The following is a 14,277-nucleotide window of genomic DNA, read 5'->3' as shown; positions in this document are numbered from 1 at the left end:
GCCACGACACCCCCAACGGTTGGACGGACGGACGCCACCGCACATCCAACCGCTGGCACCGCCAACCCGGCGAACTTTCCCGGTCAGAGCACTAGTTCGAAGTGACGGCGGGGATGTGAACGCCGACCATCTCCTCGATCGAACCGCTGCCGAAGGCTGCGACGAAGGCCCGGTAGTCGGCTGGGAATGACGTTCCATGGACCCTCTCCGCCGCACTCCAGTCGACAGCGTCCCCACAGGTGGGCCCGATGCACGACAGCACTTCTCCGATACTCGCCATGGCGGCGATTGCGGCGGACCGATCGTCATTCACGCTACGGCTCCCATAGGGTCGGGGCGTCCTCGCCCATGTTGTGCCATTGTGCATCCTTCAGTCGTACCGGGTTCCGCCCGCCGGATGAGGACAGAACCCGAAGACTGCTCGCAACGTCACACAGGCCCTGGCGGCCATCTCGCTGAGCACGTTCATCTGTAGTCGGCTGGGCACTGCAACGAGTACGCGGACACCGCCCCAGCAATCCTGCCTTCTTCCGAACCGAACTCGGCCTCGCCGCACCCCAATAGCACCTTGGTTTCGGTGAGTTCGCCCGGCCGACACTTCAGGATCTCTGAATCACGGAAGATCGGCTTCGACTTCGCCTACGAGGCCCCGCTGCTGGCGCCGGTCCCGGAGGAGGAGTTCGACGTCGGGCTGACGCTGACGCCGCGGGTCGACAAGACCTCCCGGGTCACGGTCCGTCAGAACGAGTACTCGGTCCCGGCCGCGGTCTTGGAGCTGACCGGCGCCAGGTTCGATGTCATCGCCTTGCGTTACTGAGGTTTTCAGGGTGGAGTCGGTGGGGTGAGCGGCAGGCCGGTGCCGGCCAGGCATCCATCGATAAGGGCGGGTCGAAGTTGGATGTGTCGCAGTCCGCGTCGGAGAGTGCGGGTGAGATGATCCGGATCGGTGAAAGCGGTGTTCGCCGTCGGGCCGCGACGCAGGAGCGACCACAGGCCTTCGACCGGATTGAGGTCCGGTGCGTATGAGGGCAGTTGGAACACGGTGAGCCACTCCTGCTTCGCCGCGTACTGCTTCATGCCGACGGCCAGGTGAGTGTTGAGATTGTCCCAGACCAGGACGATCGGGCCGCCGAGCTGAATGTGAGCACGGACGGCGAGATCGCGGTAATCGGTCCAGGCGAAGCTCTTGCGGGCTCCCTTGAGCGGCATGTGAAAGCGGGGCCGGTAGATCACCCTGCTCTGCTCGCCGGGCTTGTAGCAGCACAGCGCGGCCACCGAGATCCGGCGCCGGGAACGTCCCCGGACCCGGACCACGGGCGTGTGCCCGCGCCGGCCCCAGGTGCGGGCGCGCGGCGGCGTCATCGCGAACCCGGCCTCGTCCTCGAAGACGACCCAGGCTCCGAGCGCCGCCGCGGTGCTTTTACCCGCGGCCACACCTCCTGTTTGCACAGCTCCACCGCGCGCTCGTCCCGCTCGAGCGCCCGGCGGGCCGGGGCCTGCCAGGACCAGCCGTGCCGCTTCAGCAACCGCCATACCGTCGCAATCGACAACGCCATCCGGAACCGGCGGCCGATCACCGCCTGGACCCGGACCAGCGTCCAGCGCTGGTCCTCGTACCCATGGGCGGCCGGACCTCTGCCCAACTCCGCCTCCAGCTCGGCGAACTGGGCCGCCGACAACTTCGGCACGCTCGCCGGACCCGCCGAGCGCAGGGCATCCGCACCACCCTCACGCCAGGACCGCCGCCAACGCTCCACCGACCGCTCGCTGACCCGCAGATCCCGGGCGATCGACGCGGTCTTCTCGCCCGCCTCGAACCGGGTACCGGCCTCCAGCCGCACCTGTTCACGAAACGCCCGCCGCTCAGCGGTCAGGCCCCCACCCTGCGCATACCGCACACCATTGACATACCGCAGGGATCACTACCTGTCACCACCGACAACAGAACGAAAACCTCAGTAGCTTGACAAGTGCAGCATCGAGGTCACCGTCCGGATGATGGGTATCGATGAGGGCACGGTTCGCTCCCTCACTTCGCAGGGCGACCTGATCCCGTCCGCGGCAGCCGGATCGGTGTGGGCGTACCAGGGTGACGCTGCCATGGCTGAGAGGCGGTTCGCAGTATCGTCGCGAGGACGGGGCCGTGGTGGCCGAAGCGGGCGGCGCGGCGGCGGCCCCGGTGACGGTGCCTGACAGGCCGAGGTAGACGCTGGCCAGCGTGACGGACACGAGCTTGCGCGCCGCGGTAGCAGGCCGTTGTCGGGTGGCGACAAGCGGTGGTCCTGCCTGTGGTGCGCCGGTGGTATGCGGCATGCGCGGGGTGGGGGCCTGGCCGCCGGGGAGCCGGCCGCCCACGGCGTCGAGGGCCAGCGGTGGACCCTGGCCCGTGAGTGATCAGTGTGGCTCGGTTTCGAGGGCGAAGCCGTGGAGGAGGGTTCCGGTGGTGTCGGGGTCCTCGAGCATGGGGGTGTGGCCGACTCCGTCGAGGATCTCGATGCGGGCGTGGGGGACTTGGCGGTAGTCCTGGGCGGAGGAGGGCCGCCAGCGGTGGTCCTGGGAACCGAAGACCACCAGGGTCGGCAGGCCGAGGCCGGCGAGCCGGTCGGGGATGGGCCGTTCCTTCAGGTACGCGCTGGACGCCGCGTAGGTCGCGGTGAGGCTGCGGTAGGTCATTCCCCGGACGTCGGCGACGATCCGGTCAGAGATCTTCACGTCGCGGGTGAACGCGGAGCTCAGCGCGGCGCGGATGGTGCCGTCGGTGCGCAGGCGCCAGATGAGTTCCGCCACCACCGGCGTGGACATCAGGTGGGCGGCGAAGCTGTCGCCGATGTACGCGTCTGGCCGCGGGCCGGTGTCGACCAGTGCGATCGCCCCCACCAGGTCGCGGCGCTGCTCGGCCAGCGCGGTGGCGACGGCACCGCCGGTGGAGTGCCCGACGACGGTCGCGCGGTGCACCCCGAGCCGGTCGAGCGCGGCAGCGACCCGGCGCGCCTGCTCCGCCATGCCGTAGCCGCTGGCCGGTTTCGCCGATCTGCCGTGCCCGAGTAGGTCCACCCGCACCACGTGCAGGTCCCGCAGCGCCGGCAGGACCGGGTTCCACCACGCCGTCGAGCCGCCGAGGCCGTGCAGGAGCACCACCGTGGGCGCGTCGGGCGGCCCGTCTTGGAGGACGTGGAGGTCCCCGCCGGGAATGCGCACGATCTGGTCGCCGGAGGCCGCGGCCGTTTCCGTGAGCACGGACACCGTGTTTCCCGCGAGGAGGAGGGCCAGCACGCCGGCGGCCGTCGCGGTGATCCGCCACCGGCGGGTCCGCGCCCGCCGTCTGCGCGGGACGTTGGGTGCCGCGTCCGGGCGGCTGCGGGTGGGTTTGTTCCGCGGGGTGGTCGTCTCGTCCATGGCTCCTCCGTCGGTCGGTGCGGGGTGCCATCACTCTCGCGGTGGCGGGCGCGGGGCGTCTTGGAGAAATGTCGCGCCTCGCACGGTGGTTGATTCCGGTGCCGAGCCGCTCGTACCGTCGGGGTGTGCAACCTTTTGTCCGGATGGCAGACTCCACCGCTGCCTGGGAGATCGCGCGACCGTCGCGGGTGAGCGCGCGGCCCGGTGTCGACATGGCCGGGTTCCGCATTCGGGGTGGCAGCCCGATCGATCTACGGGCCATTCCTCACCCGGCCGTCACCGTGGCTGTCGGATTCGGTGACCGCCCGTTCGACATCGACATCGACGGCGCGGTCGGCCGGATGCGGGCGGAGAGTCTGGCCGCCGGGCTCGGCTTCAGCGCCTTCCAGGTGTGCGCCGAGGACGTCGAGTGTGTGCAGATACGCCTGTCTCCGCTGGTCGCGCACCGTGTACTCGGACTCCCACTCGCGGAGTTGCGCGGGAGCGTCATCGCGCTCGACGACCTGTGGGGCCGTGCCGCGCCGCGCCTGCGGGAGCGGCTCCACGATGCGCGGACCTGGCCGGCGCGCTTCGCGATGATCCATAGGGAACTGATGACCCGGTTCCATGCGGGCAGGGAGGTCGATCCCGAAGTGGTTTGGGCCTGGCGCCGGATCGTCGCCAGCCACGGACAGGCCCGCGTGAGCGAGCTCGCAGGCCGTATCGGCTGGAGCCGGCAGCGCACGTGGTCACGCTTCGGCTCGCAGATCGGCCTGACACCCAAACGCGCCGCCATGCTGGTCCGCTTCGATCACGCCATGCACCGCCTGGTCCGCGGAGACACCCCCGCGCAGGTGGCCGCGGACGGCGGCTATGCCGACCAGTCCCACCTCCACCACGACGTCCGCGCGTTCACCGGAACAACTCCCTCCGCCGCCGTGCGCGAGCCATGGCTGGCCGCCGATGACAGAGCCTGGCCGGCGCGCGACGGCGCGCAGCGCAGGTTCGGGTACTGAGGCTTTCAGGGTGGAGTCGGTGGATCGAGTGGCAGACCGGTGCCGGCCAGGCATCCTTCGATGAGGGCGGTCTGGAGCTGGATGTGTGGCAGGCCCCGGAGATCGGGGTGCCGGTGCTGATGGTCGAGGTCGACCGCTCCGCCATGACGCCGGCCGACGTCGCCGCGAAGTTCCCCCGGTACCGCGAGCTGTTCCACACGAAGGCCCGCGACAACGACCCGGTCCTCGCCGTGAAGAAGCCGGCCGACCGCACGGTGCACTGGTGGCGCCGTACCTGGCTTGCCACACCCGGCCCGGGTACCCGCCGGTAGTGCTGGTCGTCACCGACGCCGGACCGGTCGCCTGCCAACCGCCAGCAGGTCGTCGCGGACCTGTTGGCCCACTGCTGGCGCGGCCGGTGGTGCGGGGAGGTCCGCGGCTACAACGAAGACGGCTGGCGCGCGTACGACGACGCCGTGCCCATCGTCGCGACCACTCTGGAGCTGCTGGCCGCCCACGGGCCGCTCGGGCCGGTGTGGTGGCGGTACGGCCGCTCAAGCCGGCACTACCTTATCGAGGCGCTGGCGCACCCGAACAACCGGGCCGCCTACGACCTGCGCCAGGCCGCCCGCGAGGACGAGGAGCACAAGGCCCACCGCGGGCTGATGGACTCCCTGGTCTGCTCGACTGCGGCGAGGTTCCCGAGGAGGAGAGCACCTGGGAGTACGGCCGTCAGGGACAGGTCGAGTGGACCCGCCGCCCGGGTGGCCGCTGCCGGCCCTGCGACCAGGACCGCGAGGAGCACCTGGGACGGGAGGCCGACGAACAGCGGGAGGCCGCCCGCACGGCCACCGCCGCGCTGCGCCCGTGGGGTCAGGCGGGGAGCAGGAAGAGTTCGTCGGTGTAGCACCAGGCCCAGCCCTCGCCGGGTTCGAGCGATCGGGCGACGGGGTGGCCGTCGGCGGTGTGGGCGTGGCGGTGGGCGTGCTGTCGGGGGGAGCTGTCGCAGCAGCCGACGTGTCCGCAGCTCAGGCACGCCCGCAGGGACACCCAGGTGCTGCCCTCCCGCAGGCAGTCCTCACAACCGGCGGCCGGGTGGGCGGGTACTTCCCGGATCGCGTCCAGGTGCCGGCAGACCGGTTGGACGACGAGTCCCCGGTCGACCGCGACGCGCCATTCGTGCTGGTCCTTCACACCACCCACGGTACCCGGCACCGCTCGGCACCAGCCGCGGATCACCGCGGCCGGTGCCGTCGTGTTGCTTTCCCGGGGGCGGCCATGCCGGCCCGCTGTGCAGCCAGGCTGTGGCTCCGGCCTGCTGCGTCTGGTCGTCGCTGCCGGCCGCCGCCCTGGCGGGGCTGTTCCCTGCTGCCAGGAGCCGTCGCCGCCGGCTGGCACCGGGCTGTCGTGGTCGCCGTGAGGGCGGTCCTCGCCCGGGTGCGGTCCGGGTGGGCGCCGTGTTGGCATCATGACCGGATGACCGCTGCGCTGACCTGGCTCGACCGCACCGACTTCGCGCGTTACGCCCTCCTTCCCGAGCACCTGGTGTGCCGGTGGACCGGGGAGGAGGCCTACGACGCGTGCGGCGAGTACGCGACGGCCCTGCGCTTTGAGGGCCACGACGTGGTGATCCTCGGCGGTGAGCCGCTGCCGGTCACCTGGATCGCGTACGCCCTGGTCTTCGCCCGCTGGTCGTCCGCCGACGACGACCGCTCGCTGCTCCCCGGCGTCGATACGGCGCTGGCCCGCGGCGCCTGGGAGGACGTGGTCACGGTCGAGCTCGGCGGCCGATACGTGCTGACCGACGCCGGCTACGACGGCGAGCGCATCCGCGGACTCGACCACGCCGATCCGCCGGAGCTCCTCCGGGTCACGGTCCCCGCCGGGCGCTATCTGCTCCAGTCGCTGCTCATCCAGCCCGACCCCGAGTCCGAGTACTACCTGGAACGCCTGCTCCCGCTCGGCTGATCAGCCGCCACCCGGTACCGCGGCCGTGTCCGGCGCCCGCTGCGCCTGGCCGGGGCGGTGGCGGTGGTCGGGCTGTTCCCTGCCGCCGGGAGTGGCCCGCCGATCGCCGGCCCCGGGCGGCCCTGGCCGCTGCTCCCGGCCTCCGGCCGGCCGGTCGTGGTGGTGCGCGAGGCGTTCCGGGCTTCGGTGGGATGTCCGCGAACGGCGCAGGGGAGGGTGACCGGGTGTGGGGGCGGTCGTTGCCACGGTATGACCAGTTCCAGGTGTTTTGCTGCTTCTGTTGTCCTTGCCGCCGTCGCGCTGTCGTCGGGCGTCGGCTCGGCGTCCGCTGTCGGGCAGGCCCGGTATCTCACTCCGGCTGTCACCGTCGAGCAGTGTGAGGAGGGTGGTGGCTGGGTTGCCGCGAACATCGCCACGCGTCAGCTGTTCTGCACCGACGGGAAGTTCAAGGACCACCTCGTCAGCTGAACGTCGCGTGGCGCCCTCGCCCGAGGCGGGGCGTTTCGCGTTGCCGCGCGGTTGTGCCGGTGCTGTCCCGGGCCCGCCCTGGTCGCCTCGCCCCCGCGCCCGCCGCGGCTCCTGGCCTGCCGCCTCTGGCTGTGCTGACCGGGGTGGCGGGTGCCTTCCGGTCCTGGCTGCCGTCGCCCATGGCGGGCCCGCCGTCGGGCTGCTCCAGGCGCCGCCAGCAGGTCATGCCTGAGCCGAAGCCAAGCTCTTGGGGCAGGTACTCCCACTGGATGCCGGTGTGCAGCACGAACAGGATCCCGCACAGTGCCTGCCGGTCCGGCACGCGTGGCCGCCCCGGCTTCAGCTTCGGCCGGGTTCGGGCAACAACGGCTCGATCAGCCACCACAGTTCGTCCGACACGATCCACGGACGAGACTCTCTCTTTCCCACGGATGGACTAACGAGCCGATCAACGGACAGTCACACGTCACGAGGCTTCTGTTAGGACCTTTAATAGTGTTCGGTGGCCTGAGCGTCGACAAGGGCTGCGACCTGGGCATGGGAGACCCTCGTCGAGACGCGAGGCGAACAGGCGCTCCAGGCGCCGTGAGCGAAGAGCAACCATCCTGGAATTGTGGCACTGATCACGCTGGTGGTGTCAGTGGACTTCCTCAATACGTCATTGGGCCTACGGCGCTTAAACGTCAAGGGCGTCTCGGGCGTTCTCGGTGAACGTGCGTAGAAGACTGCCGAGCTCATCCAGTGCTTTCTGGGCGCGTCCGGCTTCGAACTCTCCCGGGCGGCCGAAGCGCCTGGCAGCTGTGACGTAGAAATCGATGTCCTCGGTGGCGCGCCCGATGCTCTCCATGACGTCCCGAGCCGAAGCCGCTACATCAGCGGGCCCTTCCACGGCCACCACTGAGGATGCGGCGCGTACCGCCGGGAACTTCTCACTGACGCGTTCCAGAGCCTGTGAAGCGTCGTCAGGGCTGTGCGTTTCCTCCATGAGTGCCATGAGGTCATCAGCCGCGTCTCTATGGGCCGTAACAGCAGCAATGAATGTGCTGTATGCCTCTCGCCGTCCCTGCCGACGCCAATGCTGGTGTTGGGTGCGTCCTTGAGCTCGCCCGGCCAGCCATGTGGATCCCAGGACTCCTCCTGCGCCCAACACGCCCCCGATACCTGCGCCCCACAGAGCAGCGACTCCAGCGTCCATATGCACCATTGTGCGCAGTTGGTTACTGGAAGCTGTGGAGATGGCGCGAGTGGCGGTTGCACCGCGTACCGGCGCCGCCAACCCGAACGGCTCGACCAACGCCATGCACTCCGACGTCATCGGCGCGCTCGGCGTCTTCAAGGTCGCCACCGCCGACCAGCTCCAGCGCCTGCTGCGCCCTCCCGGGCGGCGCGGCCCTGGTCGACCGAGACCGAGTTCCTGCTGCCCGGCGGCAAGCGCAAGGTGCGTCCGGACAGTGTGTGGCAGGCGCCGGGGATCGAGGTGTCGGTGTTGATGGTGGAAGTCGACCGTTCGACCATGGCGCCGGCCGATGTCGCCGCGAGGTTCCCCCCGGGTACCGCGAGCTGTTCCGCGCCAGGGTTGGTGGCAACGACCCGGCGCTCGCCGACCGGGAGAGCGCCGACGGGACGGTGCACTGGTGGCGCCGTACCTGGCCGGTCATACCCGTGCCGGGTACCTGCCGGTGGTTCTGGTCGTCACCGACGCCGGACCGGTGGCTCTGGCCGACCGGTAGGAGGCGGTGACGGAGCTGTCGGTGGAGTGCTGGCGCGGGCGGTGGTGCGGGGAGGTCCGTGACGACAACGGCGACGGGTGGCGTGAGTAGGACGACGCTGTGCCCGTCGTCGCTGCTCCCCTGGAGCTCCTGGCCGAGCATGGGCCGTTCGGGCCGCAGGTACGGGCGTCGGTGATGAAGGAGGCCGGGCCGGGACGGTGTCGGCCGGTGTCCTGGTCGTACAGCCAGTTCCGGGTCTCGTAGTCGCCGTGCCGGTAGACCAGCGGCAGCTGCTCGGCCAGGCCGGCCAGTTCGGTCGACGCGGCCTCGACCAGGGCGAGGCGGTCGTCGGCCAGGTGCGAGGCGAGGTGCTCCAGGCAGTCGGCGGCTTCCTGGGCCTGGTCCTCCAGGTCGGAGCGCACCGCGGCCCGATCGGCGTCGGTGCCGGGCGCGGAGGCGTCGTGCCAGCGGCGCAGCGGGCGTCCGGCGTCCTCATGGAGGGACAGGCGGCAACGGCCCGGTATCCGGCCACCCACGCACCTGTGAGGACCTGGGCGACGGCGTTCACGAGACCGGCCCGCTGCCCCTCCACGTCGATCTTGAGCGGCCAGCCGATGAAGTCGTCGGACAGTTTCGCATCGGGGTTGGGCCCGATGTCGAACTCCAGGCCGCCGAGCTGAACCGCGTACTCGTCGGCCGGAGCAGCCAGAACCGCCGCCAAGAGATCGGTTCCGGTCTGTCGGCCGGCGCCGCAGAAAGATCGCGCAGTAGTCGTTGTCCTCGATACCAGTCATGCGACCTGATCCTGCCCTTCCAACGAGCAATCCGTGGGGGGACCCTGGCACCGGCCCGGACGAGGGCAATCAGCTGGAGTGGGCCGGCGGCGCGCCGTGGCCTGGGTGGTGACCGCGGCGCCGGACGAACGTCACGGGTCCGTGCGCGATGCCCCTCGGCCATGGCGCGCCGTCGGGTGGGAAGCGGTTCAGAAATTGATCCGGGGCTGGAGCCCGGTCCAGGTCTGATTGGCGCCACCGTTGGCACCCCAGGTCACCACCGGGGCGCCGTCGGAGGGGTCGGAGCCCGGTACGTCGAGCACGAGCCCGACGGCGCTGCGCAGGTCGTCGGTCGAGGGCGCATTGACGCCGGGCACCCGCCAGCGCTGGTTCTCGGGCCTGGTCCACCCGGCGCAGTCCCATACGATCACCTGGGTGCCCCATACCGTGCTGGAGGCGGGGACATCCAGGCACTCCCGGGCGTGGACGTTGGCCAGGAGGCCGTTGCTGTTCGCGACCCACTGCTGGTTGGCGCCTCCGGTGCAGGTCCACTGGCGGACGGGGGCGCCCTGGTCGGTGCGCCAGTCAGCGACCTCCAAGCACTTGCCGGTCGCCTGGTTGCGCAGTTCGAAAGCGGGGCTCTGGCGGGGGATCTGCTCGGCGTGGGCAATGCCGGGGGCGGCCACCGGAAGGGCGGTGGCGAGGCCGGCCGCGAGGGCGAACAGGGCGGCGCGGGTGCGGCGTCCGCGGGTAGGGGCGGGATCGGTCACGGCTGTCCTCCTGAGGTGCGGCAGGTGGTGCGGTTGGCCGGGAGAACTGGAAGTCGGTACCAGGACTCCCCAGCGGGATCGAGGTGTTGGACCACCGCAGGCACGGAACGGTTGTGCGGATCGTGAAGAAGGTCATGAACCGTGTGGGCACCAGGATGCGGGTGTGGCCCGCGCTCGATCCGGTCGCCGCCACCATCGACGGCCGTCCGGCCTTCATCGTTGCCGACGTGGAGCGCTGAGAGGGTGTTCGATACCGATTTAGGCTGCTGCGAGGGGTTTCGGGCGGAGGTATTGCCCGGTTCTGAACGTTCCCACACCTGGCCGGAGCCCGTATAAAGGAGGCCGCAGCCGAGCCCGGCGCCCCCCAACGATGGACTCATGGTTCATCTTGGCCCGCACGCCCGCCCGGTCCACGTCCTGCTCCACCACGGCCGCCCGGTCGGCTGGGTCGAGGCCGGGATCCACGATGTCCCGCAGTGGGCCGCGATCCTCCATGGTGGACCCGGTCAGCCGGACCGCTTCGTCCGCGAGTCCCGCCACGGCCAGGTCGCCCTCCACCCCACCGCCTTGGCCGCGATCGCAGCCCTTCGAGGCCGCCCACCGTGACCGCGGCCCCAAGGGCCCTGCCCGCCGGCGCCTGGAGCGACTCGAATCCGCACAGATCGACGGCCTGACCCACGCTCGGCTGCTCCAGAGGCTGCATCGAGCATCCCCCCGCACGTCTTGCAGGGGCGACCGCTCTTCTGGAACGCCGACTCTTAGGACCTCCTGTACGCCCAGGGGTGTTGGAGTGCTGCGCTCGGGTGGCTGCCGAGCCGCAGGACCGGGCCCGCGACCGCAAACCCACCCGGTCAGGGGCCGCCAGCCGAAACTAGGCTTAGGGCCTGTGAACATCCAGACGACTGTCGCCGCCCTGACCGAGGATGCCGAGCGCGAGATCCATGACGGCGCGTGGGTGATCAAGGCGGGGGACCGGCTCCTGGCCCGCAAAGCCGCCGACGCCCTCACCGTAGCCGTCGACATCCCCGCCGACCGTCACAGCCTTCCCGAGACCATGCGCCTGGAAGGCCTGCGCGAGGCCATCGCCGCTCTCGCGATCACCCTGGCCCGTACCCACGGCCACTTCGCCTGATTCCGCGCCGGCGCCGCCAACGCACTCACCCCTGTCCTGAGCTGGCGTTCCCTGCCGGCCGAGCACGGCCACGACTTCAACACCGTCGTCCCCGCTGCGGATCAGTACACCGATGCCGAAGAAGCTGTCCGTCACCTGCACGACGTCCTCCTGCGCATCTCCACCACTATCTGACCCCACGCGACCAGGCCCGGCCGACGCGCCCGTGCCGCCGCCCCAAGGCCCCACTCGCGGGCGTCTGGCAGCACTCGGACCCGAGTTCATCGCCCACCGCGGGCGGCGCTATATCTCTACGCCCACACCACGCCGTGCTCGGCGAGCTGCGCGAGCTGGCCGGGCGTCAACTTCCCCCGACGGGCTGGCTGGTTGTTGGCGCAGGCGCCCAGCGCGGCGACCACTTCGGCCTCCACCTCCCCGCTCCCGTCCGGCCGCTCCGCAGCCTCCAGCACCTCCGTGTGCGCCCGGGGGTGCCCGGGCATGCGCCTCACGCCAGACGAGCGCCGCGAGCGCCGCCCGGCCCTGCTGGAACCGGTCCCCGCGCGACACCGCCCGCTTCGCCTCGGCGGCCTCCTTCGCGGCCACCAGGGCCGGGTCGGCCTCGATGCCGATCGCCGACAGGAGGCCCCGCTGATCGGCCTCCAGGCCGGGCAGGCCGGTGCGCTGCGCGAGGACCCAGTGGCCGAGCTGCTCGCCCTCGAACACCGTATCGACGGGCAGCTGCGCCTGGCCGGCTGACGGGACACCAAGACATCAGCCGGCTGGGGCAATGAGGCAGGTCTCTGACGACTGCCGCAGGTTCGGGGTGGGGCCGATGGCTCCACCCCGTACCCGTCCCGGGAGGGTGGTGTCCGCCGGAGCATGCGGGAGCAGGGCCTGGCCGGGTCATCCCAGCCCTGGCAGGCTTCGCAGTTCGCTGATCTTCAGGAGCCGGGCCAGGCCGACGAAGATGAGCAGCATGGCAACGCCGCCGGCTGCCAGGCTCAGGACCGTTGTCCAGGTGGTCGGTGCGAGCGCGGCGGAACAGTAGTGCGCTGCCAGCCAGCCGGTGCCCGCGGCGGCCGCGGCGGCGGTCGTCAGCCGGCCGTAGGTGTGCAGGACTCTCCTGCCGTCGAGGTGCCCGTTGAGGCGCCGGCGCAGCAGCGTGGCGGTGATGAGCAGTCCGACGGCGTAGGAGACCGCGTAGGAGGCCGCCATTGCGGTGACAGCCCAGCGCGCGGGCAGCCATAGGTGGCAGGCGGTGGCGAGGAGGATGTTCGCGGCGCTGATCCAGAGGGCCATCCAGAACGGTGTGCGGGTGTCCTCGAAGGCGTAGAAGCCGCGCAGGAGGAGGTACTGCGCGGAGAACGGGATCAGGCCCAGGCCGAAGGCCTGGAGCATGTTCCCGAGCGGCCGGGCTGATGCCGCGTCCGCGGCGCCGTGGGCGAAGAGGAGCTGCGCGGTCTGCGGTCCGAAGGCGAGGAAGAAGAACGCGGCGGGGACGATGACGACACCGCTCACCCGCAGGGCGCCCGACAGGTCGGCTCTCATGTCGTCCAGGCGCTGTTCGGCGACTGCCCGGCTCATCCGTGGCAGCAGAGCGGTCACCAGCGAGACTGTCACGATGGACTGCGGCAGCATCCAGATCGTCTGCGCGTAGGTGTAGGCCGAGAAGCCGACGCCGTCGTTGGGCAACGTGGTGTCCGCCGCCGAGGCGTAGCGGGTCACTACGGTGGCGGCGGCCAGGTTGGCCAGCACGAACAGCAACGTCCAGCGGGCGGCGCCGACGCTTTTGCGCAGGCCGGTGCCGCGCCAGTCGAAGCGGGGGCGGAAGCGGAAGCCCGCGGCGCGGACGAAGGGGATCAGGGCGAGCGCCTGGAGGGCGAGGGCGAGCGTGGTGCCGGCGCCGAGCAGCGTCACTTCGGTGGGGGTGATGTCCTGGACCTGCTCGGGTGCGGTCATGAGGCCGAGGTAGACGCCGAACATGGTGATCAGGACGACGTTGTTGAGGACCGGGGTCCACATCATGGCGCCGAACTTGTTCCGGGCGTTGAGCACCTGTCCCAGGATGCTGAACAGGCCGTAGAAGAAGATCTGCGGGAGCAGGAACCGGGCGAAGACGACGGTCAGCTCGAAGGCGGCGTGGTTGTCGGGGGAGTCGCTCTGGTAGAGGCTGATGATCTGCGGGGCGGCCCACACGGCGAGGCAGGTGCCGACGCCGAGCACGCACATCGTCAGGGTGACCAGGCGTTGCTCGAATGCCCGTCCGCCGTCCGGCTGGTCGATTCTGGCGCGGACCAACTGCGGTACCAGGACCGAGTTCAGTGCTCCTCCGATGAGCAGGAAGTAGAGGCTCGCCGGTACGACGTTGGCCTGGTTGTAGGTCGTGGCCAGCAGCCCGGTCCCCAGCGCCCCGGCCTGCAGCACCTGTCTGATCAGCCCGGTCGCCCGGGACGCCATCGTTCCCGCCGCCATCAGCATCGAGGAGCGCAGCAGCCCGCTCTTCGCCTTGCCCGACTTCGCAGCGGCGTGCCGACCCCGGCCCCGCTTCCCCCGCACCCGCGCCGAATCCGGCGTTCCCTCCAGCATCCGACCAACCTACGGCCCGGAGATCACCCGTCCGTACCCCGCCCCCAACCTCCTCCCAGTGGGTCGCAGAGGCGACCGGCGCGCGGGCGCTCCGCGGCCGGCCGAACCGGGTCAGATGCTCTCGTTCACCAGTACCCGTCGGTACTCGGGCGGCGGACTCCGTGACGATCACGGCCAATGCTGCCGGGCTGCCCCACCCACCAACGGAGACCGGGGCAACCCGCCCTACGCCCACTCGACGCCGTGTTCGGCGAGCTTCGCGAGCTGGCCCGGGCCCGACGCCGCGACGACGGAGGCCCCGCCCCGGCACGGGCGGGAGCCACGTCGCCCGGTTCGCGACCGGCCCTTCCCGGGCCCCGTACAGGGCTGCTACGCCCACTCCACGCCGTGGCCAGCTGCGGGGCCGATGTCCTCCAGCAAGTGCCGGGCTTGCTCGCGCAGCTGCGGGGCCTGTTCGGTGGGGCGGGGGCGCCGAGGACTGGTGGAGCATCACGTGTAACACCCGGGGGTGTTCGGCGCGTC

General features: G+C 70.8%; 18 protein-coding genes and 1 pseudogene. 9 read left to right on the top strand and 10 right to left on the bottom strand.

The window, feature by feature from the left end; translation table 11 throughout:
- Window positions 1–577 precede the first annotated feature (577 nt).
- Window positions 578–817 carry a Mu transposase domain-containing protein gene (locus ACIF6L_RS32050; protein ID WP_396492629.1) on the top strand — a complete coding sequence of 80 codons (240 nt, stop codon included), beginning with the start codon at window positions 578–580 and terminating at the stop codon, window positions 815–817.
- A gap of 5 nt (window positions 818–822) precedes the next feature.
- Here ACIF6L_RS32050 and ACIF6L_RS32045 read toward each other — a convergent pair whose 3' ends face one another.
- The 3 genes from ACIF6L_RS32045 to ACIF6L_RS32035 form a co-directional block, all read right to left on the bottom strand.
- Window positions 823–1,362: a transposase gene (locus tag ACIF6L_RS32045; protein WP_396492627.1), complete on the bottom strand. Its 540-nt coding sequence runs from the start codon at window positions 1,360–1,362 to the stop codon at window positions 823–825.
- Window positions 1,359–1,898: a winged helix-turn-helix domain-containing protein gene (locus ACIF6L_RS32040; protein ID WP_396492625.1), complete on the bottom strand. Its 540-nt coding sequence runs from the start codon at window positions 1,896–1,898 to the stop codon at window positions 1,359–1,361. Before ACIF6L_RS32040 ends, ACIF6L_RS32045 begins: the two co-directional genes overlap by 4 nt.
- Before the next feature lie 496 nt (window positions 1,899–2,394).
- A complete protein-coding gene (locus tag ACIF6L_RS32035; protein WP_396490972.1) occupies window positions 2,395–3,396 on the bottom strand; it encodes an alpha/beta fold hydrolase in 1,002 nt (333 codons plus the stop codon).
- A gap of 143 nt (window positions 3,397–3,539) precedes the next feature.
- On the opposite strand from ACIF6L_RS32035, the gene ACIF6L_RS32030 reads away from it, so the two are divergent.
- Together ACIF6L_RS32030 and ACIF6L_RS32025 are read left to right on the top strand one after the other, a co-directional pair.
- Entirely contained in the window at window positions 3,540–4,391 is an 852-nt protein-coding gene (locus tag ACIF6L_RS32030; protein WP_396490971.1) for a helix-turn-helix domain-containing protein, read from the top strand.
- Window positions 4,392–4,474: 83 nt separating this feature from the next.
- Entirely contained in the window at window positions 4,475–4,702 is a 228-nt protein-coding gene (locus ACIF6L_RS32025; protein WP_396490970.1) for a hypothetical protein, read from the top strand.
- A 541-nt stretch (window positions 4,703–5,243) separates the two neighbouring features.
- Here ACIF6L_RS32025 and ACIF6L_RS32020 read toward each other — a convergent pair.
- Window positions 5,244–5,495 carry a UBP-type zinc finger domain-containing protein gene (locus ACIF6L_RS32020; RefSeq protein WP_396490978.1) on the bottom strand — a complete coding sequence of 84 codons (252 nt, stop codon included), beginning with the start codon at window positions 5,493–5,495 and terminating at the stop codon, window positions 5,244–5,246.
- Window positions 5,496–5,846: 351 nt separating this feature from the next.
- Here ACIF6L_RS32020 and ACIF6L_RS32015 point away from each other — a divergent pair, with 351 nt between their 5' ends.
- Both ACIF6L_RS32015 and ACIF6L_RS32010 read left to right on the top strand, forming a co-directional pair.
- Window positions 5,847–6,338, top strand: coding sequence for an Imm21 family immunity protein (locus tag ACIF6L_RS32015; RefSeq protein WP_396490969.1), 492 nt, complete (start codon window positions 5,847–5,849; stop codon window positions 6,336–6,338).
- A 249-nt stretch (window positions 6,339–6,587) separates the two neighbouring features.
- Window positions 6,588–6,806 carry a hypothetical protein gene (locus tag ACIF6L_RS32010; RefSeq protein WP_396490968.1) on the top strand — a complete coding sequence of 73 codons (219 nt, stop codon included), beginning with the start codon at window positions 6,588–6,590 and terminating at the stop codon, window positions 6,804–6,806.
- A gap of 205 nt (window positions 6,807–7,011) precedes the next feature.
- Here ACIF6L_RS32010 and ACIF6L_RS32005 read toward each other — a convergent pair.
- The 4 genes and pseudogenes from ACIF6L_RS32005 to ACIF6L_RS31990 form a co-directional block, all read right to left on the bottom strand.
- Window positions 7,012–7,208, bottom strand: a pseudogene (locus ACIF6L_RS32005) (transposase); the annotation flags it as partial.
- Window positions 7,209–7,482: 274 nt separating this feature from the next.
- Window positions 7,483–7,800: a hypothetical protein gene (locus ACIF6L_RS32000; protein ID WP_359839668.1), complete on the bottom strand. Its 318-nt coding sequence runs from the start codon at window positions 7,798–7,800 to the stop codon at window positions 7,483–7,485.
- Window positions 7,801–8,460: 660 nt separating this feature from the next.
- Entirely contained in the window at window positions 8,461–9,051 is a 591-nt protein-coding gene (locus ACIF6L_RS31995; protein WP_396490967.1) for a phosphotransferase, read from the bottom strand.
- A 446-nt stretch (window positions 9,052–9,497) separates the two neighbouring features.
- Window positions 9,498–10,058, bottom strand: coding sequence for an RICIN domain-containing protein (locus ACIF6L_RS31990; protein ID WP_396490966.1), 561 nt, complete (start codon window positions 10,056–10,058; stop codon window positions 9,498–9,500).
- Window positions 10,059–10,171: 113 nt separating this feature from the next.
- Here ACIF6L_RS31990 and ACIF6L_RS31985 point away from each other — a divergent pair, with 113 nt between their 5' ends.
- The 3 genes from ACIF6L_RS31985 to ACIF6L_RS31975 all read left to right on the top strand — a co-directional run bounded on the left by ACIF6L_RS31985 (window position 10,172) and on the right by ACIF6L_RS31975 (window position 11,190).
- A complete protein-coding gene (locus ACIF6L_RS31985; RefSeq protein ID WP_359839663.1) occupies window positions 10,172–10,297 on the top strand; it encodes a hypothetical protein in 126 nt (41 codons plus the stop codon).
- Window positions 10,298–10,436: 139 nt separating this feature from the next.
- Complete coding sequence (locus ACIF6L_RS31980; protein ID WP_396490965.1) at window positions 10,437–10,664, top strand: hypothetical protein; 228 nt, start codon at window positions 10,437–10,439, stop codon at window positions 10,662–10,664.
- 280 nt (window positions 10,665–10,944) lie between these two features.
- Window positions 10,945–11,190, top strand: a complete 246-nt coding sequence (locus ACIF6L_RS31975; protein ID WP_396490964.1) for a hypothetical protein — start codon at window positions 10,945–10,947, stop codon at window positions 11,188–11,190.
- 290 nt (window positions 11,191–11,480) lie between these two features.
- On the opposite strand, the gene ACIF6L_RS31970 is transcribed toward ACIF6L_RS31975, so the two are convergent.
- A complete protein-coding gene (locus tag ACIF6L_RS31970; protein WP_396490963.1) occupies window positions 11,481–11,669 on the bottom strand; it encodes a hypothetical protein in 189 nt (62 codons plus the stop codon).
- Here ACIF6L_RS31970 and ACIF6L_RS31965 point away from each other — a divergent pair.
- Complete coding sequence (locus ACIF6L_RS31965) at window positions 11,668–11,925, top strand: hypothetical protein (protein ID WP_396490962.1); 258 nt, start codon at window positions 11,668–11,670, stop codon at window positions 11,923–11,925. The genes ACIF6L_RS31970 and ACIF6L_RS31965 overlap by 2 nt on opposite strands.
- Window positions 11,926–12,072: 147 nt before the next feature.
- Here the strand turns inward: ACIF6L_RS31965 and murJ are convergent, their stop codons facing one another.
- Window positions 12,073–13,755 (bottom strand): murein biosynthesis integral membrane protein MurJ, encoded by a 1,683-nt coding sequence (gene murJ / locus ACIF6L_RS31960; protein WP_396490961.1) that lies wholly within the window; start codon window positions 13,753–13,755, stop codon window positions 12,073–12,075.
- Between the last annotated feature and the right edge of the window lie 522 nt (window positions 13,756–14,277).

The sequence above is a fragment of the Kitasatospora sp. NPDC086009 genome (genome assembly GCF_044540385.1).
Classification (GTDB): Bacteria; Actinomycetota; Actinomycetes; order Streptomycetales; family Streptomycetaceae; genus Kitasatospora.
The sequence above is the reverse complement of the archived record's forward strand: the minus strand, read 5'-3'. Positions and strand labels throughout refer to the sequence as shown.